Here is a 22,998-nt window from a genome sequence, read left to right on the forward strand (position 1 = left end):
TTATAAATTTATGGATAAAAGTAAAACAAATAAAGTTGATGTGTTTTTACAGCATACTCAACGTTTTCAATCTGGACGTTTGACCATATTTTTAGGGGCTGCTCCGGGCGTTGGAAAAACTTTCGCTATGCTTGTTCGTGCCCATGAATTGGCTTTGCAAGGCAGTGACATAGCGATTGCTTATGTAGAAACACATGGCCGAACTGAAACTGAAAACTTAGTGGCGGGTTTAACTTTGATTCCGCGTAAAATTATTCAATATCAAGAGCACCAGCTTGAGGAAATGGATTTAGATGCGGTACTAGACAAGAAGCCAAATATTGTTCTTGTTGATGAATTCGCTCATACCAATGTACTTGGCAGCCGTCATGAAAAGCGCTGGCAAGATATCAATGAACTTTTAGATGCTGGTATTGATGTTTTTACAACAATGAATATTCAGCACTTAGAAAGTTTGAATGATATTGTTTTTCAAATTACAGGTATCCGTGTTAAAGAAACAGTGCCTGATCGGGTCTTTGAACGTATTCGAGATATTCGTTTAATTGATTTGCCTGTCAATGAATTGCTAGAGCGTTTGAAGCAAGGAAAAGTGTATATACCAGAACAGGCAGAACAAGCTTTACAGCGATTTTTTAATGTCGCTAATTTAACTGCTTTACGTGAACTAGCGATGCAAACAGTTGCTGGTTATGTAGATACAGATGTTCGGGAAAATTTTGCAATTCAAGGGCAAGCGGCTATTCCGCTTAAAAACCATGTTTTGATTATGATAGATGGTCTAGGAAACTCTGAATCATTGGTGCGAGCAGGATGTCGTATTGCCGAGCAACGGATGGCCGCATGGACTGTAGTCACTTTCTCTAAAGATTCTCAGATTCTGCCGAAACAAGCTAATCGTCAAAGCCGAGAAATCGAAATTGCATTGAATATGACTCGGCAAATGGGTGGTATGACGGAAACGCTATACGGTAAACAGCATGCGAAAACTCTTTTTGATTATGTTATTGAGCATGGTATTTCTACTTTGGTTTTATCCCAGCCGAAGAAAGAAGTCTTTAACTTACCTTTGAAAGCAGATTTCGTTGATCAGTTAATCAAACTTCAGCCACGATTCGAGCTTAGTATTGTTCCTGTTTTATCGCCAAAAAATATTGCTGTTTCAGACAATATAGCCTCAGACAGTAGAAGAAATTATTTAACACTGAGCGAAATATCCTACGTACTTGTTACAACAGTGATCAGCATTGTGATCGCAAGCCTAAGTGAAACCTATTTGGGCATTGACGATATTTCAGTTATTTTTATTACTGCTGTGGTATTTGTCGCATCAAAAACAAGGATGCTTGCAGCGGTATTTTCTGCAATTTTATTTTTTTTAGCCTATAACTTCTTTTTTATCAGTCCTAAATTTACGTTGGAAATTTCAGCTCATCAAGGTGTGATCACGGTGCTGGCTTTTTTAGGTGCTGCTTTAATTGCAAGTAAGCTGGCATCTAAATTAAAAGAGCAGGTTACAGCGCTAAAAGCATCAAACAGTTATAACAGTATTATGCAAGATTTAGGACAAAAGCTTTCTACTGCAGTAGATTTACAGCAGGTTCAAGATATTGCAATGCATTGTTTAAACAAAAACCTAAATGCAGATGTTTGGATTTATTCACCAGAAACTGAACAGGAAAATCAAAACTTAGAAAAGATGAGTACAAAGGAACAAATTTCTGCAAATTGGACTTTTAAAAATCATCAGGCTTCAGGCCGTTTTACTCAAACACTGATGGAAAATGCTTGGTGGTTTTTACCGCTATTGGCTTCAAAGCAATGCGTAGGCGTCATTGGGCTAAAATTTCCATTGCAGCAACGGCTTTTAACGTCTGAACAAAAACAATTAGCAGAGGTGATGGTCGAATTTATTGCTCAAGCTATTTGGCGTACGCAATTAACCAAAGCGCTTGAAATTGCTAATGTGAGTTCAGAAACAGAAAGATTACGTTCAGCGTTATTATCTTCAGTTTCACATGACTTACGTTCACCCTTAGCATCAATCATTGGTGCTGCTGATACCTTAAGCAATTATCGGCATTCTATGGACGAAACGGATCAAAATAGTTTACTTGAGGCGATTCATTTAGAAGGTGAACGATTAGACCGCTATATACAAAATTTATTGGATATGACTCGTTTGGGACATGAGGGTCTAACACTGGCACGAGATTGGATTGGTGTCGATGAGCTCGTTGGTTCAGCGGTACGCAGGTTACAACGTTATATGCCGCAAGCTTTAGTTGAGGTGCATTTACCTGATGATCCATTAAGTTTGTATGTACATGCTGCACTCATTGAACAAGCTATTTTTAATGTATTGGAAAATGCCGCTAAGTTTTCACCTGAAAATACACCGATTTCAATTCAAGTTTCTAGGTTAAAAGAAAATGAAATGGAAATAACGATTTCTGATCAGGGGCAGGGGATTCCTGAAAATGAGCGTGATCGTATTTTTGATATGTTCTATACAATGGAACGAGGTGATCGTGGACAACACGGTACCGGATTGGGCTTGAGTATTGTTAAGGCAATTATTGGGGCACACATGGGGGCTATTTCTACTTCATCTCTAAGTCATAATCAAGGCACATGTATCCGCATGCAGCTTCCAATTAATCCATTACTGTAAGGTTTTCAATTAAGGAAAATGAATGGCTGAACTCAATCCATCTACTAGTGCCATCGCTACAGTCTTAATCATAGATGATGAGACACAAATACGAAAATTTCTTGATATAGCATTGCGTACCCAAGGTTATAAAGTTATTCAAGCTGAAAATGGCCAGCAAGGTTTAGGTGAGTTAGCCTTGCATGGTGCTGATTTAGTTATTTTAGATTTGGGCTTGCCTGATTTGGATGGTTTTGATGTTTTAATGGAATTACGGAATTGGTCTCATGTGCCAGTAATTGTTCTTTCTGTCCGTTCTGATGAAAATGAAAAAGTAAAACTTTTGGATTCAGGCGCAAATGATTATGTGACGAAGCCATTTAGTATTCAGGAGCTCTTGGCAAGAATTCGTGTTCTACTTCGGCAGACTCAGTTAAGTGTGGTTGAAAGCGTAATTTTTGATGATGGCTACTTGAAAATTGACTTTGCTCAGCGTCAAGTTTATTTAGAGGGAAATCTGATTGCTTTGACCCGTAAGGAATATCAACTATTAACGTTGCTTGCACAGCATAAAGGACAACTGATAACCCAGCCACAGATACTCAAGGAACTATGGGGTGCAACGCATCAGGAAGATACGCACTATTTAAGAATTTTGGTTGCTAAATTGCGTGCTAAATTAAATGATAATGCAGTGCATCCTAAATATATTTTGACAGAACCCGGTGTAGGATTGAGGTTTTTGAGTGTGAATAATTTTGTCCAAGCAAAGCATAATTAAGTTGGTTAGTCCTTAAGGATAATTGTATTGATGCCAGCCAGTTCATTATTTTTCAAATTTAAGTAAAAAGCCCTCAATGAATTTGAAGGCTGTTTATAATTTTAAGTATTGTCATTAGTGAGCAGAGAGATTTCTGCAGTTGTATAGCCACGCTCATAAAGGATGCTGTGAATCGCATTTTTTATGCTTTGGCAGTTGGTTTTTTTTAACTTTTTAAATAGTTCAAAGTCACAGTGATGACTTAAATTGAACTTTATTTCGAGCACTTTTGAATCTGGAGTTGAATAAAGAGAAGTTAAAAACTTACGTATTCGGGGTCGCATATAAACTATTAAGCAATAAAGATGTAATTATCATATCAAGTCTATAAAAATTGAAAAGAGATTTTTTATCGTGTCATCTTATTGATAGCGGCTGAGTAATGCTAAAAACTCTTTTAACTCTTCTTCATTAATCGCATCTTTATCTTTGATTACATGCTCTTTGAGATGTGCTTCAATCAATTGATTCATTAATCCATTTATAGCACCACGAACGGCAGCGACCTGTTGCAGTACGTCTATGCATGATTTGTGCGTGTCAGCCAAACTCTGTTCAACGGCGTTAATTTGGCCCTGAATTCGCTTAACCCGATTTAAAATTTTTTTGTCTTGATGCAGATGCGACATAGCATTTCTGTCCAAATTAAATATACTATAGGGGAGTATTATTGATGGCATAAAAAAATGCAATATCTAAGTAATGTTAAAAGCAACCATACGCATCAATTCGATGAAGGTAATCCACTAGCACAGAAGAAAATTTTAATTGCGACGATCCTGACGGGTGTCATGATGGTCTTTGAAATTTTTGGAGGATGGTTCTTTAATTCGATGGCTTTACTAGCTGATGGCTGGCACATGAGTTCACACATGCTGGCATTGGGCTTAGCATATTTTGCTTATCGAATGGCACGTAAATATTCACAAGATCAGCGATTCTGTTTTGGTACGTGGAAGATAGAAATTTTAGCTGGATACTCTAGTGCGATCTTACTCATGGTTGTGGCATTATTTATGGGAATACAATCGGTAGAGCGCCTATTTAATCCCGTTAATATTCACTATAACGAAGCAATATCAATCGCAGTGATTGGTCTTGCAGTGAACTTTATTTGTGCTTGGTTACTACACGATAGTGGGCATCACCACCATCATCACCACGAACATGATCACCATCATGATCATGGACACCATCACCATGATGAAGATGGGCATCACGAACATGATTTAAACCAGAAAGCAGCTTTCCTTCATGTCGTTGCAGATGCTGTGACTTCTGTATTGGCGATCATTGCATTATTTGCAGGTAAATTTTTTGGCTGGGATTTCTTAGATGCAGTTTTGGGTATTGTAGGTGCATTTCTAGTCGCACATTGGTCTTGGGGGCTTATCCGCGAGACAGGCAAAACTTTACTTGATGCTGAAATGGAACATCCAGTTGTTCAGGAAATTCAGGAAGTCATTGAAGACTTAGATAGCCGAATTGTGATTACTGATATTCATGTATGGAAGGTGGGTAAAGGTAAGTTTTCTTGTATCTTGTCACTAGATGTAAGCAGTTTAAATATCACGGCAGATGAAGTCAGAAAAGCCTTATCTATTCATGAGGAAATTGTGCACGTTTCAGTAGAAATTAATACGAGTTCTAGACTCCAAGCAGCAGTATAAAAAATAGATAAAAAGGAGCAGCTCATTTGAGCTGCTCTTTTTTTATATGCTTAGTTTAATGATAAGCCCTAAAATTGCAGCGGCACCGATGACTCTTAATACACTTTGATTGAACTTAAAGAGAGCAATACAAGCGAGTAAGGTTATTACTGCAGCAATGTAGTCAAATTGTCCTTCAAACCCTTTTGGCCATAGCACATGGTAAGCAAAGAAAAGGGCCAAATTAAGAATTACGCCGACAACAGCTGCGGTAATTGCTGTCAGTGGTGCAGTAAATTTAATTTGATTGTGAGTAGATTCGATTACGGGTGCTCCACCTAAAATAAACACAAACGAAAATAGGAAGGTGAACCAAGTAACAATTGTTGCTCCAAAAGCACCTGCTAAAAACTTATGTTCAGGCCCTAATAGGTCGAGGTTGTAACCGCCCATAAATCCAACAAAAGCAACGACCATAATGAGTGGGCCAGGTGTACTTTCACCCAATGCTAAACCGTCGATCATTTCGGTTGGTTTAAGCCACTCATAGAAGTTAACAGCACCTTGATATACATAAGGTAAAACAGCATAAGCTCCGCCAAAAGTCATCAATGCAGCTTTGGTGAAAAACCAAGCCATTTGTGTATAAGCGTGAGACCAGCCATAAGCTACCGTCAGTAATGCTATAGGGAGACACCACAAAATAATTGCAACAACTAGTAATTTAATTAAGCGAGACCATTTAAAAATGGCATGTTCAGGTGTGGGCGTATCATCATCAATGATTGCCTTCCCGTAGTCTTTGAGGCTTGATGCATGAGCATTGCTTGTAAATAGTTTTGGGTCAAATTTACTTAAGAGATAACCACTTAAAGCAGCCAGCAGCACAATAAGGGGGAAAGGAACATTAAAGGCAAAAATAAGAATAAATGCAGCACATGCAATAGCATACATATATTTATTCTTCAGTGATTTACTGCCAATACGATAGGTTGCATGAAAGACGATAGCGGTGACAGCAGGTTTGATGCCATAAAAAAGCCCTGCAATGACAGGTACATTTCCAAATTTTGCATAGACCCATGAAAGACCGATGAGAATGAAAAGGGAAGGTAAAATGAAAAATAGTCCGGCTATGATACCGCCTTTTGTTTTGTGCATTAGCCAGCCAATATAGGTTGCTAATTGTTGTGCCTCAGGCCCCGGAAGCAGCATGCAGTAATTGAGCGCATGCATAAATCTCTTTTCGGAGATCCATTTTTTTTGTTCTACCAATTCTTGGTGCATGACAGAGATTTGGCCTGCAGGCCCGCCAAAGCTGATAAATCCGAGTTTAAGCCAAAACAGTATGGCCTCTTTAAAGCTGATTTCTGGATTGGGCTCGAAATCGTTTTCTTGTAATTGACTCATGAATTCTCACTTTTAAAATTGGTATATAGACCATCAAAAATGTGATTGGATAATTCCACCAACTGTTGATCAGCTTGAATACTGCTTCTCAGTCCTTGTAATATTTTTTCTAACCCAAGAGCCTCAGGTGGCTCATTTCCGCCAATATCTAGGTAATGCACAATTTCAGCGATTTTCAGAAGTGATTTATCGGCTAAATTAAAGCTGTGTAAAAGTACTTCGAATGAAACAAGGTCACCAACATGGGTAAACGTTGCACCGTCAAAATCAAAACCATAAGCATCTGCTGGACAATCTTTAATATCTTCTAGCCACATAAAAATAGGGTCTTTATCAATAAATTTTTGAATGAGCCACGTACAAGCTAAACGATCTACCCAAGGTCGTTTTCGTGTAGCCCAGGTTTTAGATTGGAAGTCATGAAGATTAAGAGAAGGTAGATCACTATTTATAGAAGAGGGCTCATTTGATTCCCCTAAGTGATGAATTTTAAGTTCGAGTTTTGATATCGCGTTTAAGGCTGTGTTTTGTAATTCATTAGGAAAGAAATCAATATCGATGAGAGACGAAAGTTGCTTTCTTAATTTTCTAATGCTTTTTAAATGTTCATTTTTTTGCTCAACATTCAGTGAACTCTCTATTTCATTCAGTTGTAGCAAAAATTCAGAGTATTCATTTTTTCTATTAAAGAGTTGAATTAAGTCTAAATTATTGTTGCTAACGGAATCGAATAGATAGGCAATGCCATCGGCACTTTGATGTTCGTCAATAATGGGGTCAAAGCGTTGCTTTTGTTCATTAGGTAGCACATAGACACCATCACGCAGAGTTGCTGCGCCACAGCTTTTGATGGAACGCCAAATTCTCATTCGAGCAGAAGAGTTTTGTGTGGAAAGGCTAGAAATGAGGATGCTTATAGTCATGTTATAAACTCTACAAATTTTGTATAGGTTATAACAAATTATTTAATTGTGGTAATTTTTATACTGAATTAGTTATTCAGGAAATCTGATATATTGTTTGCTGATATACGTATAGATCATCACTATATCTAAGAAATTTTCGGGTAGTGTACAGATCTTTTTTGCGGTAATTTTTACGGTAAATGTAGAACAAGGGTTGATGATATTTATTAAAAATCAGTGTCTTGGGTTGTGTTTATTGTGCGCGCTGAGCGCACCATCTCCTTGTTTGATTACATTCGAATTAATCCTAATGTTATTAAAAATTAATAACTTATATTTTTCTGTTGTCCGATAATATCCGAAGGCGTTTTAGGATACTGTAAAAAGATGCCTAAATTAATTATCAGTCTTACAGACTCAAAAATAAACAGCATTAGTAAAAAAGATGAATATCTAAAACTTCAATACCTCTTTTTTATCATTCTCTTGAGTAGGTTTACACCGTATATTGTATCTACCTAACATATTGCTATTAAAACGTATCAAGGGAAATGAGTGGAATTAAAACAGCTAAAATACTTTATCACAATTGTAGAGTCTGGAAGCCTGGGCAAAGCTGCACAAAAACTAGATGTTGGAACATCTGCTTTAAGTCAGCAAATTGCTAAACTGGAAGATGAACTATGCACCCGCCTGTTAAGCCGTACTTCTACCGGGGTTACACCTACTCCAGCAGGGTTAGCTTTTTTTAAGCAAGCGCAATTATCATTACGTCATGTACAGTATGCAATCGAGGCCGCGCATTCTTCTCGTCTAACAGGTCATGTAAGCGTGGGCTTTTCACCAAGTATTGCATCTGTACTGGGCATACCATTTATGCAACTCATGTCCGAACGCTATCCGGATATCAAGATTCATTTAGTGGAAAGCTTATCTGGAAACCTCACCAATCTTGTCAATTCAAGACAACTTGATATTGCTATTATTTTTACACAGGATGTAGATGCCAATTGGTCTGTTCAGCCTTTATTAAAGGAACAAATGTTTTTAATGGCTAACAGAGCCTTATTACAAGAATATGATTTAGAAAATTGTATTCAAAACGGCCAAATTGATTTGGAAAGAGTAAACCGTTTACCACTCGTTTTACCTAGCCAAAGACATGGTTTACGTAAGTTCTTAGACCAGAAAGTAGAATTATTAGATGTTAATTATGAGGTCGATGGGCTGCATTTACTGATGAACTGTGTCAGTCACTTAAATATGGCCACGATTCAGCCTGTGAGTGCTCACTTCGATTATCTTAAATCTGATATTTGCTTGTTGAAAGTAGTCGAACCGGAACTTGCCAGAATCAACTATTTAATTAGTATTTCAGAAGAAGAACTTTCTCCAGCAAGTCTTGCCACCAAAGTTGCAATAAAAATTTGTGTTAAGAAATTAATAAATAAAGGTTTATGGTCGGGTGCAGAACTATTAGACTTTTAGCCTATTTAATTTTATTAAACACCTATTTAAATTCAGCCTATCACTGAAATCCCTATTTTTAGTCTTAAATTGCATCAAATTCGAAAGGGAAGACATCGAATGCATGATGTAATTGTGATTGGCGGTGGGAATGCCGCATTATGTGCAGCACTCACTGCACGAGAAGCGGGTGCTTCAGTATTGCTTTTGGAGGCAGCTCCCAAAGAATGGCGAGGTGGAAACTCACAGCACACACGTAATTTACGTTGTATGCATGATGCACCTCAGGACGTGCTGATTGATGCCTATCCTGAAGAAGAATACTGGCAGGATTTATTAAAAGTTACTGCTGGTAAAACTAATGAGCATCTGGCTCGTCTCGTTATTCGTTCAACTGCAACCTGTCGTGACTGGATGCGTAAGCATGGCGTAAATTTTCAGCCACCTTTATCGGGTGCTCTGCACGTAGCGCGAACCAATGCCTTCTTTATGGGTGGGGGAAAAGCCCTGGTCAATGCCTATTTCAGAAGTGCACAAAACCTCGGTATTAAGATTCGCTATAACACTAAAATTACCAAGCTGATCATTGAAAATGGTGAATTTATTGCAGCGATTGCAGAAGATGGCACACGCTTTGAGGGTGCTTCCTGTGTTCTTGCTGCGGGTGGATTTGAGTCGAACCGTAAGTGGTTACGTGACGCCTGGGGCCAAAATGAAAATGGCGAATGGCCAGCAGATAACTTCATTATTCGTGGCACACGCTTCAACCAAGGTAACTTGCTGAAATTCATGATAGACCAAGGTGCAGATATTATCGGTGATCCATCACAATCGCACTGTGTTGCTGTTGATGCACGTGCACCGCTTTATGATGGTGGCATTTGTACACGAATTGATTGCGTATCTTTAGGCATTGTAGTGAATAAAAATGCCGAACGCTTTTATGATGAAGGCGAGGACTTCTGGCCAAAACGTTATGCGATCTGGGGACGCCTGGTAGCCAAACAACCGAACCAAATTGCCTACTCGATTATTGATTCAAAATCAGTGGGGCGTTTCATGCCACCTGTATTTGAAGGCACTAAAGCGAATACGATTGAAGAGCTTGCTGAAAAACTCAATCTAGATGTTGTAACACTATCTAAAACCGTCGCGGACTATAACCAGGCTTGTGTCAAAGGCGAATTCAACCATACTGTTCTCGACAACTGTCATACCGAAAACCTGACACCAGCTAAAACTCACTGGGCTGTGCCTTTGGATCAGCCACCATTTTATGCTTATGCATTACGTCCGGGGATTACTTTCACATACCTAGGATTGAAAGTCGAAGACGATGCGGCAGTACGTTTTAATAATAAACCAAGTCCCAACTTGTATGTAGCAGGCGAAATGATGGCAGGGAATGTGTTGGGCCAAGGATATACCGCAGGTGTAGGCATGTCGATTGGCACAACCTTTGGACGTATTGCTGGTAAAAATGCGGCAAAAGCTGCATTAAAGCAGGGAGTTTAAAATATGAATGCAAATGTAAAGACTTTAATTCCTGTAGTGCAGCTAACCGATAATGAACAACAAGTAAAACAGGCTTTGCAGATTTGTAATGCCTGCCGTTATTGTGAAACGTTCTGTGCTGTATTCCCTGCCATGACGAAACGTCTTGAGTTCACTCAGGCAGATATTCACTACATGGCTAATCTGTGCCATAACTGTGGTGCCTGTCTGCATGCCTGTCAGTATGCACCGCCACATGAATTTGGTGTGAATATTCCACAAGCGATGGCGCAAGTCCGTCTGGAAACCTATCAGGAATTTGCAGTACCTGCTTCTTTTGGCTCAATTTATAAGAAAACCGGTATTCCATTGGTTTCTGCAATGTCTGTGCTTTTCTTCTTGCTCATGTTGGGTGGTGTTTGGCTAAATGGTACTGATTTATTCGGTCGCTACCAAGGTAATTTCTATGCGATTTTTCCGCATAACTTCTTGGCAGTGTTGTTCGGCTCAGTATTTATTGTGGCATTCATTCTACTCGGTTTAGGGATTGCGAAATTCTGGAGACAGACTTCAAAAATTATTCCAGAAGGTGTGGCACAACCAGATATTCTACAAGCCTCTAAAAATGTACTAACGCTAAAATATCTGGATGGTGGACATGGTAAAGGCTGTAATGAAGAAGATGATCGATATACGAAAATCCGTCGTGTCTTCCATCATTTCACCATGTATGGCTTTTTACTCTGCTTCGCCGCAACCAGCGTGGCAACCCTCTATCACTATTTCCTTGGTCTGGAAGCCCCCTATGCCTACACCAGCTTGCCGGTCATTTTAGGCACCTTAGGTGGTATTGGCTTAATCATTGGCCCGATCGGATTGCTTTATCTGAATATTAAACGTCATCCATTACATGGTGATGTCAATCAGAAGCCAATGGATCGTGGATTTATTTTCTTACTCTTACTGATCAGTATCACCGGTCTATTGCTACTGGCATTCCGTGACACCGCTGCAATGGCGTTGCTACTGATTATTCACCTTGCAACCGTAATGACTTTCTTCTTGACGATTCCTTTTGGCAAGTTCGCCCATGGTTTCTACCGCAGTGCTGCGTTATTGAAGTTCGCTGTTGAAGAGCGCATTGCCAAGCATCGAGCAAAAGCAAAGTAAATACCCAAGCCAACTGATGACCTCTCTGGTCTAGGTTGGCATCAGGTAAAAATGGACATACATCAACAAATAATTCAGCAATAAGGATAGTTTGCTATGAAAAAATTGAAATGGGTAGCATTGGCTTGTACAGGCGCTGTATTGGTCGGTTGTGGTACAGGAAATGCATCTAAAGATCCTGGTCAGCCAAAACGCCCTGAATGTATCGCACCAGCTAAACCGGGTGGGGGATTTGACATGACCTGTAAGCTTATTCAGTCAGGTTTTAAACAGACTGAAACCCTAAAAGACCCGATGCGTGTGACTTATATGCCGGGCGGTGTCGGAGCAGTCGCGTATAACAAGATTGTGAATAACGATCCGGCAAATAATAACGCGGTGATTGCATTTTCTACTGGTTCACTTTTGAACCTGGCACAAGGGAAATTCGGTAATTTTACTGAAAAAGACGTGAAATGGCTGTCTGGTGTGGCCGTAGATTATGGTCTGGTTTCTGTACATAAAGATTCACCATTAAAAACGCTGGACGACTTAATGAAAGCCCTGCAAAAAAATCCAAAAGCAATCAGCTTTGGGGGGGCAGGTAGTGTAGGCGGCCAGGACTGGATGCAAACTGCCATTCTGGCGAAGAAAGCTGGTGTGAACCCTGCTGATATGAGCTTTGTGGCACTTGAAGGTGGTGGTGAAGTCCTGACTTCGCTGCTTGGTCAACATATTCAGGTGGGTGTGGGGAATGTCAGTGAAGTAGGCGCTCACCTCGAAGCAGGTAATATCCGAATTCTGGCTGTTTTCTCTGACAAACGTTTAGAGGGTAAATTCTCTCAGCTGCCAACTGCAAAAGAGCAGGGCTATGATCTGGAATGGCCTGTAATCCGTGGCTTCTATATGGGGCCAAAAGTCAGTGATGAAGCCTTCAACTGGTGGAAAAATGCTTTTGATCAAATGATGGCTAACCAGAAGTTCGATGCAGTACGTGAAAATCAGGATCTGCTTCCATTCGAGTTGACCGGTGAAGAACTGACTGCGTATGTCTATAAGCAGACTGCGGAAATGCGTCAGTTATCTGAAGAATATAAATTGTCAAAATAACAAAAGGACTGAGTTGAAAACCATTTTCAGCTCAGTTTTTGTTTTGAGGGTAGATGATGAAATCTGAACGTATTCTTACGGGCATCATTGCGGTCTGCGGATTATTTTTACTGATCTATGCTTGCAGTTTTGAGGCTCCAATTTCCTACGATCCAGTAGGACCCAAAGCCTTTCCAATTTTACTCATGGGCTTAATTACAGCAAGTGCAGTCTATCTGACCGTACGTCCAGCCATCATGTTTGAACCGGTTGAACTGGGATGGACCAAGCATTTGCTGGGCAAACTGGTGCTGTGTGTACTGGCCTTGACTGTGTATGCAGTTATTTTTGAAGGGTTCGGCTTTATCGTTGCGACCTTACTCATGACCATTGCAGTGGGCAAGCTTTTCAATGGCAAAACCATTCCAGTGGCGATCACAGGTCTGGTGCTCAGTACGTGTACCTACTACCTGTTTGACCGTGTACTAGATGTGCCGTTACCACTCGGATTCTTCGGTTAAGGATGACAACGATATGGATATATTAAATTTTTTAATGATGGGATTTGAAGTTGCCTTACAACCACAAAATCTTCTCATTGCTTTTATCGGTGCATTTATTGGTACGATTGTCGGTCTATTACCGGGTTTAGGACCAATTAATGGTGTAGCCATCCTGTTACCGTTTGCTTATGCACTCGGTTTACCTGTAGACAGTGCTTTAATTCTCTTGGCAGCAGTTTATTTAGGTTGTGAATATGGTGGTCGTATTTCTGCAATTCTACTCAACGTACCGGGTGATGCTGGCGCGATTATGACCACGCTGGATGGCTATCCGCTAGCACAGCAAGGTAAAGCAGGCATTGCACTATCGCTGTCATCAGTCAGTTCGTTTATCGGGAGTACGATTGCTTTTATTGGAATCGTATTGTTTGCACCGTTATTGGCAAAGTGGGCGATTGCTTTTGGACCAGCAGAATACTTTGCATTGATGGTATTTGCCATTGTCTGCTTAACCGGTCTGGTAAGTACGCAGCCCTTTAAAACCCTGATCATGGCGCTGATGGGCTTAGCGCTATCGACTGTTGGGATGGATGCCATTACCGGTGTATATCGCTTTACTTTTGATAGTGTTGGTCTGAGTGATGGTATTGCCTTTACTACGTTGGTGATCGGCTTATTTAGTGTGAGCGAAATTTTATTACTGCTAGAACGTACTACCATTGGCAAAGTTGTGCTGAAACAAGGTAAACGCTCATTATTTAACGTCAAAGAATTCTTGAGCGCATTGGCTACTATCATCCGTGGCTCTCTGATCGGATTCTTCTCTGGAATTTTACCAGGCGCAGGTGCAACTGTAGCAAGTGCGATGGCCTATACCACTGAACGTAAAATGGCACGTGACAACAGTCAGTTTGGTAAAGGGGATTTACGTGGTCTGGCAGCGCCAGAAAGCGCTAACAATGCAGCAGCTTGTGGTTCATTTGTACCAATGCTGACTTTAGGTGTACCTGGTTCAGGAACAACTGCGGTCATGATGGGTGCGTTAATGATGTATAACATTACCCCTGGCCCACAATTATTTAGTGAACAGCCAACATTGGTGTGGGCACTGATCGTATCTCTAATGATCGGTAACATTATTCTGCTGGTCTTAAACCTTCCATTGGTTGGCTTCTTTGCCCGTATGTTAAGTGTGCCAAGCTACATTCTGATTCCGATTATTGCGACAGTGAGCTTTGTTGGTGTTTACGCCATTCACTCCAATATCTTCGACCTATTGCTATGCATGGGCTTAGGTGTAGCGGGTTATGTATTAAGAAAATTTGATTTCCCATTGGCACCGCTAATTCTTGGCTTTGTTTTAGGCGAGTTAATGGAGTCGAATCTACGTCGTGCGTTATCTATTTCTCAAGGTGAACTCAGCATCTTGTGGAGCAGTAATATCAGCATGGGACTTTGGGTGATGTCAGCATTGTTACTGATTCTTCCAGTAGTACGTAAATACCTGTTCATCAAAAAGCATCAAGCTTAACTAGACAATAATAATGATCAGTTTGTGCTGATCATTATTGCTTAGGATTATGAAAACAATAATGTTAAATGCCAAAGGATTGGCCATTGCTCTGCTTGGGGCAATACTCGCGAAATATCTGCATATTCCTTTGCCATGGCTACTCGGGCCGTTGCTGGCTGCATTATTCATGGGAAGTGTTGGAAAGCCATTGTCCTGCCATTCTCACTGGCGTAAAGGAGGGCAGATTATTATTGGTATGGCACTCGGTCTATATTTTACCCCAGCCTTGGTACAAGCCATTTCTGCGTATTGGGGCTTCATTCTGCTCGGTATTCTGTGGTCGCTGGTGCTGGGTACCATGTTGGCAGTGCTGCAATATCGGATCAATAAACTGGACTGGGCCACTGCATGGTTTTCTTCAGCAATTGGCAGTGCCAGTGAAATGGTTAATATTGCCGAGCAATACAATGCCCAGGTCGATAAAGTGGTGGCTGCACATAGTCTGCGGATTGTGATTTTGGTAGTGCTTGTCCCAATTTTTATGGGACTGTATTTTCAGGTCGAATGGTCTGATCTGATCGTGCAGGATACTGAACGTTATGGATTTGATCAGGTTCTGCTGCTTTTTTTACTGGCTTTATTTACAGGCAAAATCTTTCAATATTTTAATTTTCTTAATGCTTGGATTTTAGGTCCACTGACGATCATTGGTCTTTTGTCTTTTTTTGGCATTTTACAATTTCGCTTTCCAGAGTGGTTTATTGCCTTTGGGCAACTCTGTATTGGCTGGTCGTTAGGCAGCAAATTTCCATTTAGTTTCTTAAAAAACAGTAAAAAATTTATCGGATTGACTGTTTTATTCAATTTATTGGCATTGGCATTGTCTATTATTTTTGCCTTGTTATTAATTCATTTAAGCCATGCCGATGCCCAGATTCTGATTTTGGGATTATCTCCTGGTGGGATTGCTGAAATGTCCTTAATGGCAAAAGCCTTGGGACTCGCTGTGCCGATCGTAGTGGCTTTTCAGCTTTCACGCCTGATTTTTGTGATTTTAACCACACGCTTTTTTTATCAACGCAGTCTGCAACTGCTTTTTAAATCTACGAATAAATCTTAGGAGATGGATCACGGATGAATAGTGACGTGTATATACGGGTTTCTTATAAAAATTGGCTGTATCAGTTACAGCATGATGGCTTACTTTTAAAATATATTCCTCATCAGGATATCCAGTTGTGTACAGTGGCGGTTAAAACTAATCCTAGAGCGCTTAAGTACGTACAAGTGCAAAATGATGAAATGTGCTTACTCGCTGTTTCAAACTGTGGTGATACGCTCAAATATGTCAAAAATAAAACTCATCGAATATGTCTAAAGGCTTTAGAAAATGAAGGATTAGCGATTCGCTATTATATTGATAATCCAACAGCAGAGATGTGTTTAACTGCAGTTAGACAAAATGGTTTTGCTCTTAAATTTATTCAACAACAAAATGAATTCCTGTGTAAAACAGCTGTCTTTAACAATCCTTATGCAATTAAGTATGTGCACGATAAAACTCAGGAAATATGTCTATTAGCAGTTCGAGCTGATGGAAATACATTGCAATATATTCCTGAGCCCACTGATTTAATTTATGAAGAAGCTGTCAAATCAAAGCCAGAAGCAATTCAATATATTCATGATCAAAGCGAGTATATTTTAAGACTTGCACTTAAGAAAAAACCTTATGTTATTCAATATGTCAAAGAATGCCATGAAGCTGTCTGGCTAGATGCAATTCGAAAAAATTCATCATTTATCAAATTCTTAAAAAATAAAAATGAAAAATTAATAATTCATGCCATTCGGCAAAATCCAACTTCTATTAAATATCTTGATGAACAACCAGAACATTTATGCAGGTTGGCTATTTCCCTGGATTACGAAGCTATTGCAGCAGTGAAACATCAAACCGAAAGCCTATGTCTGTATGCACTTTCCAAGTCTAAGCATGCGATTAATTTTATTAAGCAAAAATATAAAAGTGAAATCGTGAAAAACAAGTATCTAGAACTATATGGAGGATAAAACAAAAAAACTGATTTTTAATGTATTGGATGAAATTGGATTCACTTTTAAAGGATTAATATGAAATTTTATAATTTAGCTTTTATATTTATTGGTAGTACAGTTATTTCCACAGCATATGCTGATCAAACAGCGCCTACAGAAATTGAGAAATTGAAATCAGAAGTTGCTGAGCTCAGACAAATGTTACAGGCCCAACAAATCTCAGGGACAAGCAGAGATTTTCAGCAGGAACAAAAAACACCAGCAGTAAATAAGTGGTTATCAAAATCTGGTGCAGAAATTAAGCTCTATGGCTTTGTTCGTGCTGATGCTGCTTATCAAATCGAAGGCGCAAAAGGCATGTTTAATAGCATCAATAGCGTAGCGCTAGAAGGAGATGTCAATAAGAAATCTACTGAAGATCGTTTAGATTTGACATTAACAACCACCCGCATTGGTTTGGATTTTAAGTCGCCATTTCAGGATGCTGATGTCGGCGCTAAAGTTGAAATCGATTTCCGTGGCGGTACAGATAAGGATACGGTCAGATTACGTCATGTCTACATGACTTATAACAACTGGTTAATCGGTCAAACTACGTCGACCTTCTTGTCGACCGAAACCTCACCAGAAATGCTCGATTTCAATACTCCACTCGGTGGAGGAACGACACGTACTCCAATGGTGCGGTATACAGATCAACTAAATGCCAATACCCAGTATTTTGTTGGATTAGAAAAAGGTAATGACGAAAACAGGTTACCTGCAGCTACGGCAAAATTGAGTCATAAATTTGCGGAAGGCACCGGTTTAGTCACTGCACGAGGACTTTTACAAGAAGTACGAGTACGTGATCTGGATGATGAGACAGAGCTAGGTTGGGGGATTGGTCTAGGGGTAAATTATAAGCCAGATAATCAACTTATTTTGAATGCTAATTACTCGCATATCTCTGGAGATAATAAATTTTTATTAGCAACTTCTGATAACAAACGTTATGTACAGCGTGGCAATGATATAGACCTCATTGATTTTGATGCTTTTACATTGGGTGCAACCTATAAATTTACTCCTCAAATCAGAAGTACTTTGGGCTATGGCTCTGTAATTTATGATGATAACAACGCCAACGGTAATAATCATTTACAGCAAGGCTGGTTAAATGTCATGTATAACCCGATTAAACCCGTTACGTTGGGTATGGAATATGTCTATGGTGAACGCGAGACTGTTGAAGGTAGAACAGGAAATGATAACCGTATAGAAATCATGGCGAAATATGATTTTTAAAATAGCGGGGCTAAAAGGGTAGAGAGATTTCTCTATCCCTTTTAATGGAGTTTGCTAGCTTATTTAAGCTTAGAACTATTTTATTTCACACTTAATATCTATAGGAAACTGATCCTAGACAAAATAATGGACAGCACGTCCCTCTAAAGATAACGTAACTTTAATCTTTGGAGATTCAAGAAATGGCTAAACGTTTTAGTCCAGAATTTAAACAGCAAGCGATTGATTATGCACTTTCAAACTCACACGAGTCTGTAGCTGCAATCGCCCAGAAATTAGGTGTGGGTTATTCAACATTAGATAAATGGATTCGTGAAACCAATCCGGCAGGTTCAAGCAAACGTCAACTTTCACCAGAACAACAGCGGATCGTGGAATTAGAGAAAGAAGTCAAACAGCTCAAGGAAGCCAATGACATCTTAAAAAAAGCGCATGTGTACTTTCTAACAGATCATGCCAAGAAAAGTACACGGTAATTCAAGATCTAGATATGAATGAAGTCACCGTATCTTCTGCCTGTAAATACCTAGGTGTCAGCACTTCAGGCTATTATGCCTGGCGAAAACGTCAAGCCAATACGGCACAGAAATATAATGACTTAAAAGCCGTATATTGGCAGCATCATGCACGATTGGGTGCACCTTCATTAGTACATGACATGCATGATTTAGGTTACAACATGAGCGAACGTACTATTGGAAGGATGCTAAAAAAGCTTGGTTTACGTAGCAGGATTGCGCGTAAATACAAGCATACGACTGATTCAACCCATCGTTTGCCTACAGCACCCAACTTGTTGGATCGCCAATTTACAGTTACTCAGCCTAATAAAGTCTGGACAACAGACATTACCTATATCCACACTAAAGAAGGTTGGTTGTATTTATGTGTGATGCTAGATTTATTTAGCCGTCGTATCGTGGGGTGGCAAACCAGCCATCGAATAGACCGCCAGTTGGTGTGTGATACGTTTAACTATGCAATGGCTCGTCAGGGTTATCCAACTGGTGTTATGGTTCATTCGGACCAAGGCTCACAGTACTGTAGTCGTGATTTTAGAGCGCTGTTACTGAAAAATGATTGTACTCAGAGTATGTCTAGACGTGGAAACTGTTGGGATAATGCAGTGACTGAAAGCTTCTTTCCTACATTAAAAGGTCATGTGGTACATGGCAGTGTGTTTTCGACTCGAAAAGAGGTGAATGCGGTCTTGTTTGATTATATTGAGATTTATTACAATCGGGTCAGAAGGCATTCTGCAAACGGCTGGTTAAGTCCAGAAGCCTTTGAACAGAAATATTTCAAGAATTTAGAGGGATCGATTGTCCACGATACTGTCTAGGATCAGGGATCGATTGTCCACGATACTGTCTAGGATCAAACATCCTATAGAGTTCTTTCATAAATTATTTTTTAATCATTAAAATGAAATTCCTTTCTCCTTGTAGGAGATGAGCAGCACTACTGCGCAAAGGAGAGGTTATATCTAAGAAATCCTTTATCCTCTTGCGAAGTAATACTTCTCATCCTAAAGGGAGAAGGAACTTTCAATATTCATTTAAATATGAATATAACGATCATTTTTTGATTTATGAAATAGATCTTATATAGAAGATGTTTTTTTAATAAACAGAGTAGTCATTAATGAAGTTCTGACTCAGAATAAATTAAAATTCAAAATATAAAAAAAGGAAGTCATCTATAAGACACTTCCTCATAAAAAAATAAATTTTATCGCTATATTTGATTAAAAATAGATCAGGATTCAAATGCATCTTTTTTTAATGCAAGTAAAGGATTACATGATTCTCTCTTTAAACTTAAATAGCTCATTACTTTGAGCATAGAAAGACCGACCGTCCATATTTAAGTCAACTTCAAGACCTGACTGTAAAAGAACTTTCTTGCCAACTTCGACCCATTTAAAGCCTTGGCGGGTATTTTGCTGTTTATTTAATGGGATAAGAGAAACCAGGATTTCAGTGCCATTGGCTGCTTTAGCAATTAAATTATTAAATTGATTCATTGTGTTACCTATTATTTTAATGTTTCTTCTATTTTTGAAAATAGAATAAAACTAGGGATTTCAAAAAATGAGAGGGAGCCTGATGTGCAGGCTCCCTCTAATGAATGTTGTCGATTAAAGAGCGACAATATTCACAGCATTAGGACCTTTTTGACCTTCAACAATGCTGAAAGAAACCTGTTGGCCTTCAAATAAAGTTTTGAAACCTGAACTGCTAATTTCTCGGAAATGAGCAAAAACGTCTGGACCTGATTCTTGTTGAATAAAGCCAAAACCTTTAGTTTCGTTGAACCATTTTACTGTGCCAGTAACTGTATTAGACATAAAATAACCTTTTGATTTTTAGTATTTTTCGAATTAAATAAACGAAAATATGCTGAGAATAGGAAAGAATTGAAATGATGATCTGAAAAAACGAATGCTTATAAAATAATTAAAAACGACGATACTTAAAGAAAATAGAATAACAACACTTTGTATTTGATAGTCATCATACATGATATATCAAAATATTCAATAAAAAATTAAATTATTATACAAATAATTTATAAGAGACTGTTCATGCACAGATTATTAATCGTCTTAAGTCCTACTTGAAACTATTTTAAGTCACGTCTTAGCATTTGCTGAATACAGACTTCTCCTTAAACATTAATTGATCTATACACGGTGTCACAAAGCGCTACAACTTCCACGTATGCCCCATAGTATTTTAGAAAGGCGCCTAATAAGCGATATAACTCCTTTGAATGTGAGTGAACAATCGCCGTCATTTAAATAATAGAAGATAAAAAACAAAAGCTTAAAGCCAAATTTGTTTTTTATCAAAAGGGTAATAATAAGGAAGTCACATGAAAGAGACCAAGAGTGAGCTAGCAGGTACTGATCGTCCGGATTTGAAAAATCATAATGAGAAGAATGCCCAGCTTGATGCATACCGTCGTGATGCAACTGGGCAGGCTCTGACCACCAACCAGGGGGTGAAAATTTCTGATAACCAGAATAGCCTGAAAGCTGGTACCCGTGGTGGAACTTTGCTGGAAGACTTTATCTTTCAGGAAAAAATGACGCATTTTGACCATGAGCGTATTCCTGAACGTATTGTGCATGCCCGTGGTGTGGCAGCACATGGTGTATTTAAGGCTTATCCTGGCAATGAGCGCTTTACCAAGGCTGGATTCCTGACCGATACTGAGCGCGAGACTCCTATGTTTGTGCGCTTTTCTACCGTACAGGGTCCACGAGGTTCAGCGGATACAGTACGTGATATTCGCGGTTTTGCGATGAAGTTCTATACTCAGGAAGGGGTATATGACCTGGTGGGAAATAATGCGCCAGTATTCTTTATCCAGGACGGAATCAAGTTCCCGGATTTCGTGCATGCGATGAAGCCTGAACCACATACCGAGATTCCTACTGCACAGACTGCGCATGATACATTCTGGGATTTCGTTTCTCTTGTACCTGAAACTGCCCATGCGGTGATGTGGGCAATGTCTGACCGTGCTATTCCACGTAACTTCCGTTCAATTCAAGGCTTCGGTGTCAATACTTTCCGTATGATCAATGCGGATGGTGAAGCAGTTTTTGTTAAATTCCACTGGACACCAAAACAAGGTCTGACCCAGCTGACTTGGGATGAGGCACAAAAACTGGCAGGTCGTGACCCAGATTTTCACCGTCGTGATTTGTATGATGCAATTGAGTCAGGCAATTATCCGGAATGGGAACTAGGTGTACAGATCGTGCCTGAAGCCGATGAGCACAAGTTTGATTTTGACCTGCTGGATGCGACTAAACTCATTCCTGAAGAGCTTGTACCGGTTACACCAATTGGTAGCTTTGTACTTAACCGTAATGTGGAAAACTTCTTTGCAGAAACCGAGCAGGTGGCCTTCTGTCCGGCACATATTGTACCGGGGATTGATTTCTCGAATGACCCATTACTACAGGCACGTGTGTTCTCCTATACCGATACACAGTTGATTCGTCTAGGTGGACCAAACTTCCACCAGATTCCAATCAACCAGCCAGTTTGCCCATTCCATAATAATCAGCGTGATGGTTATCATCAGCGTGCGATCCATCGTGGACAGGCCTCTTATGAACCAAATTCTATCGATAATAACTGGCCAACGGAAACCACACCGGCAGCGTCGAATGGTGGTTTCGAAAGTTATGCCGAGCGTATTGACGGACGTAAGATTCGTGAGCGTAGCCCATCATTTAGTGACCACTTTACCCAGGCACGATTGTATTACCGCAGTCTGACGCCATATGAACAACGTCATGTGGTGAATGCGTATGTTTTTGAACTGAGCAAGGTGCAACGTTTGTATATCCGTGAACGTGAAGTGCTAGAAATTCTGTGCAATATCGATCTGGATCTGGCTCAGCAGGTGGCAACCAAACTGGGGATTGTAATTCCGCCAGAAAAACTGAATGTGGAATTGCCGGAAGTAACGCCATCTAAACGCATTTCTCTGGAAGCCTTCCCGGCACCCGATATTAAGGGCAAGAAAATTGCTGTTCTAGTGCATGACAAGGTTAATCAGGCGAATGTGGATGCGGTATTGGCTTGGGCCAAGGAGGAAAGTGCCATTGCTGAGGTACTCGCTCCGACACCTGCACCTGTATTGAGCAGCAATGGTGCAGAAGTAATGGCAGATGGTATGCAACGAGGTGAGCCATCAGTACTTTATGATGCCGTTGTTATGGTCGATGGTGATAATTATGACCAGGTGTTGAAAGACGGCACGGCAAAACACTACATCATTGAAGCTTACGTACACTTAAAGCCAATTGTACTCTTGGGTGAAAAAGCTGATCTGATCAATACTTTAGGTTTGGTCGCTGATGAAGGCACGCTTTCACATCAAGATTTCAAATCCGTCGCTATGGAATTAAAGCAACTAATTATGAAACATCGTGTTTGGGCGCGTGAACCAGTATCAGAAATGATTCCAGGTTAAAAC

At 39.8% G+C, this 22,998-nt stretch carries 19 protein-coding genes; 14 read left to right on the top strand and 5 right to left on the bottom strand.

Annotation, left to right across the window (positions count from 1 at the left end; all coding sequences use genetic code 11):
• Nucleotides 1-10: 10 nt before the first annotated feature.
• On the top strand, nt 11-2,674 hold the full coding sequence (locus tag ACTJIX_RS00150) for a sensor histidine kinase (RefSeq protein WP_071321132.1): 2,664 nt from the start codon (nt 11-13) through the stop codon (nt 2,672-2,674).
• Nucleotides 2,675-2,696: 22 nt separating this feature from the next.
• Nucleotides 2,697-3,434, top strand: coding sequence for a response regulator (locus ACTJIX_RS00155; RefSeq protein ID WP_071321131.1), 738 nt, complete (start codon nt 2,697-2,699; stop codon nt 3,432-3,434).
• A 401-nt stretch (nt 3,435-3,835) separates the two neighbouring features.
• Here the strand turns inward: ACTJIX_RS00155 and ACTJIX_RS00160 are convergent, their stop codons facing one another.
• Entirely contained in the window at nt 3,836-4,102 is a 267-nt protein-coding gene (locus ACTJIX_RS00160) for a metal/formaldehyde-sensitive transcriptional repressor (protein WP_071321149.1), read from the bottom strand.
• A 57-nt stretch (nt 4,103-4,159) separates the two neighbouring features.
• Between ACTJIX_RS00160 and dmeF the strand changes: the two genes are divergently transcribed.
• Nucleotides 4,160-5,143: a CDF family Co(II)/Ni(II) efflux transporter DmeF gene (dmeF, locus tag ACTJIX_RS00165; RefSeq protein ID WP_420924296.1), complete on the top strand. Its 984-nt coding sequence runs from the start codon at nt 4,160-4,162 to the stop codon at nt 5,141-5,143.
• A gap of 42 nt (nt 5,144-5,185) precedes the next feature.
• Here dmeF and chrA read toward each other — a convergent pair whose 3' ends face one another.
• Nucleotides 5,186-6,532: a chromate efflux transporter gene (gene chrA / locus ACTJIX_RS00170; RefSeq protein ID WP_071321130.1), complete on the bottom strand. Its 1,347-nt coding sequence runs from the start codon at nt 6,530-6,532 to the stop codon at nt 5,186-5,188.
• Nucleotides 6,529-7,455, bottom strand: coding sequence for a chromate resistance protein ChrB domain-containing protein (locus ACTJIX_RS00175; RefSeq protein WP_071321129.1), 927 nt, complete (start codon nt 7,453-7,455; stop codon nt 6,529-6,531). Before ACTJIX_RS00175 ends, chrA begins: the two co-directional genes overlap by 4 nt.
• Before the next feature lie 537 nt (nt 7,456-7,992).
• Here ACTJIX_RS00175 and ACTJIX_RS00180 point away from each other — a divergent pair.
• From ACTJIX_RS00180 to ACTJIX_RS00225, 10 genes are all read left to right on the top strand, one after another.
• Nucleotides 7,993-8,925 (top strand): LysR family transcriptional regulator, encoded by a 933-nt coding sequence (locus ACTJIX_RS00180; protein ID WP_005222732.1) that lies wholly within the window; start codon nt 7,993-7,995, stop codon nt 8,923-8,925.
• Between the two features lie 99 nt (nt 8,926-9,024).
• Nucleotides 9,025-10,419 (top strand): FAD-dependent tricarballylate dehydrogenase TcuA, encoded by a 1,395-nt coding sequence (gene tcuA / locus ACTJIX_RS00185; protein WP_005222730.1) that lies wholly within the window; start codon nt 9,025-9,027, stop codon nt 10,417-10,419.
• A gap of 3 nt (nt 10,420-10,422) precedes the next feature.
• Nucleotides 10,423-11,568 (top strand): tricarballylate utilization 4Fe-4S protein TcuB, encoded by a 1,146-nt coding sequence (gene tcuB / locus ACTJIX_RS00190; RefSeq protein ID WP_005222728.1) that lies wholly within the window; start codon nt 10,423-10,425, stop codon nt 11,566-11,568.
• 96 nt (nt 11,569-11,664) lie between these two features.
• Nucleotides 11,665-12,657: a Bug family tripartite tricarboxylate transporter substrate binding protein gene (locus tag ACTJIX_RS00195; protein WP_005222727.1), complete on the top strand. Its 993-nt coding sequence runs from the start codon at nt 11,665-11,667 to the stop codon at nt 12,655-12,657.
• A gap of 53 nt (nt 12,658-12,710) precedes the next feature.
• Nucleotides 12,711-13,157 (top strand): tripartite tricarboxylate transporter TctB family protein, encoded by a 447-nt coding sequence (locus ACTJIX_RS00200; RefSeq protein WP_155757029.1) that lies wholly within the window; start codon nt 12,711-12,713, stop codon nt 13,155-13,157.
• A gap of 13 nt (nt 13,158-13,170) precedes the next feature.
• Nucleotides 13,171-14,670, top strand: coding sequence for a tripartite tricarboxylate transporter permease (locus tag ACTJIX_RS00205; protein WP_262467157.1), 1,500 nt, complete (start codon nt 13,171-13,173; stop codon nt 14,668-14,670).
• Nucleotides 14,671-14,719: 49 nt separating this feature from the next.
• On the top strand, nt 14,720-15,772 hold the full coding sequence (locus ACTJIX_RS00210) for an AbrB family transcriptional regulator (protein ID WP_155757028.1): 1,053 nt from the start codon (nt 14,720-14,722) through the stop codon (nt 15,770-15,772).
• Nucleotides 15,773-15,786: 14 nt separating this feature from the next.
• Nucleotides 15,787-16,725, top strand: a complete 939-nt coding sequence (locus ACTJIX_RS00215) for a DUF4116 domain-containing protein (protein WP_005222722.1) — start codon at nt 15,787-15,789, stop codon at nt 16,723-16,725.
• 60 nt (nt 16,726-16,785) lie between these two features.
• Entirely contained in the window at nt 16,786-17,997 is a 1,212-nt protein-coding gene (locus ACTJIX_RS00220; RefSeq protein ID WP_005222720.1) for a DcaP family trimeric outer membrane transporter, read from the top strand.
• A 182-nt stretch (nt 17,998-18,179) separates the two neighbouring features.
• Nucleotides 18,180-19,339, top strand: a protein-coding gene (locus ACTJIX_RS00225) for an IS3 family transposase (protein ID WP_155757027.1) whose coding sequence is annotated in 2 segments (ribosomal slippage) — nt 18,180-18,414 and nt 18,414-19,339 — 1,161 coding nt in all. Because the reading frame shifts where the segments join, the coding sequence is not laid out codon by codon here.
• Nucleotides 19,340-19,795: 456 nt separating this feature from the next.
• On the opposite strand, the gene ACTJIX_RS00230 is transcribed toward ACTJIX_RS00225, so the two are convergent.
• Together ACTJIX_RS00230 and ACTJIX_RS00235 are read right to left on the bottom strand one after the other, a co-directional pair.
• Nucleotides 19,796-20,023, bottom strand: a complete 228-nt coding sequence (locus ACTJIX_RS00230; RefSeq protein ID WP_004815297.1) for a hypothetical protein — start codon at nt 20,021-20,023, stop codon at nt 19,796-19,798.
• Between the two features lie 114 nt (nt 20,024-20,137).
• Nucleotides 20,138-20,347, bottom strand: coding sequence for a cold-shock protein (locus tag ACTJIX_RS00235; protein ID WP_004815299.1), 210 nt, complete (start codon nt 20,345-20,347; stop codon nt 20,138-20,140).
• 527 nt (nt 20,348-20,874) lie between these two features.
• Between ACTJIX_RS00235 and katE the strand changes: the two genes are divergently transcribed.
• Entirely contained in the window at nt 20,875-22,995 is a 2,121-nt protein-coding gene (gene katE / locus ACTJIX_RS00240; RefSeq protein WP_005222714.1) for a catalase HPII, read from the top strand.
• Nucleotides 22,996-22,998: the final 3 nt, after the last annotated feature.

Source organism: Acinetobacter sp. 22323 (assembly GCF_052044895.1).
Classification (GTDB): domain Bacteria; phylum Pseudomonadota; class Gammaproteobacteria; order Pseudomonadales; family Moraxellaceae; genus Acinetobacter; species Acinetobacter schindleri.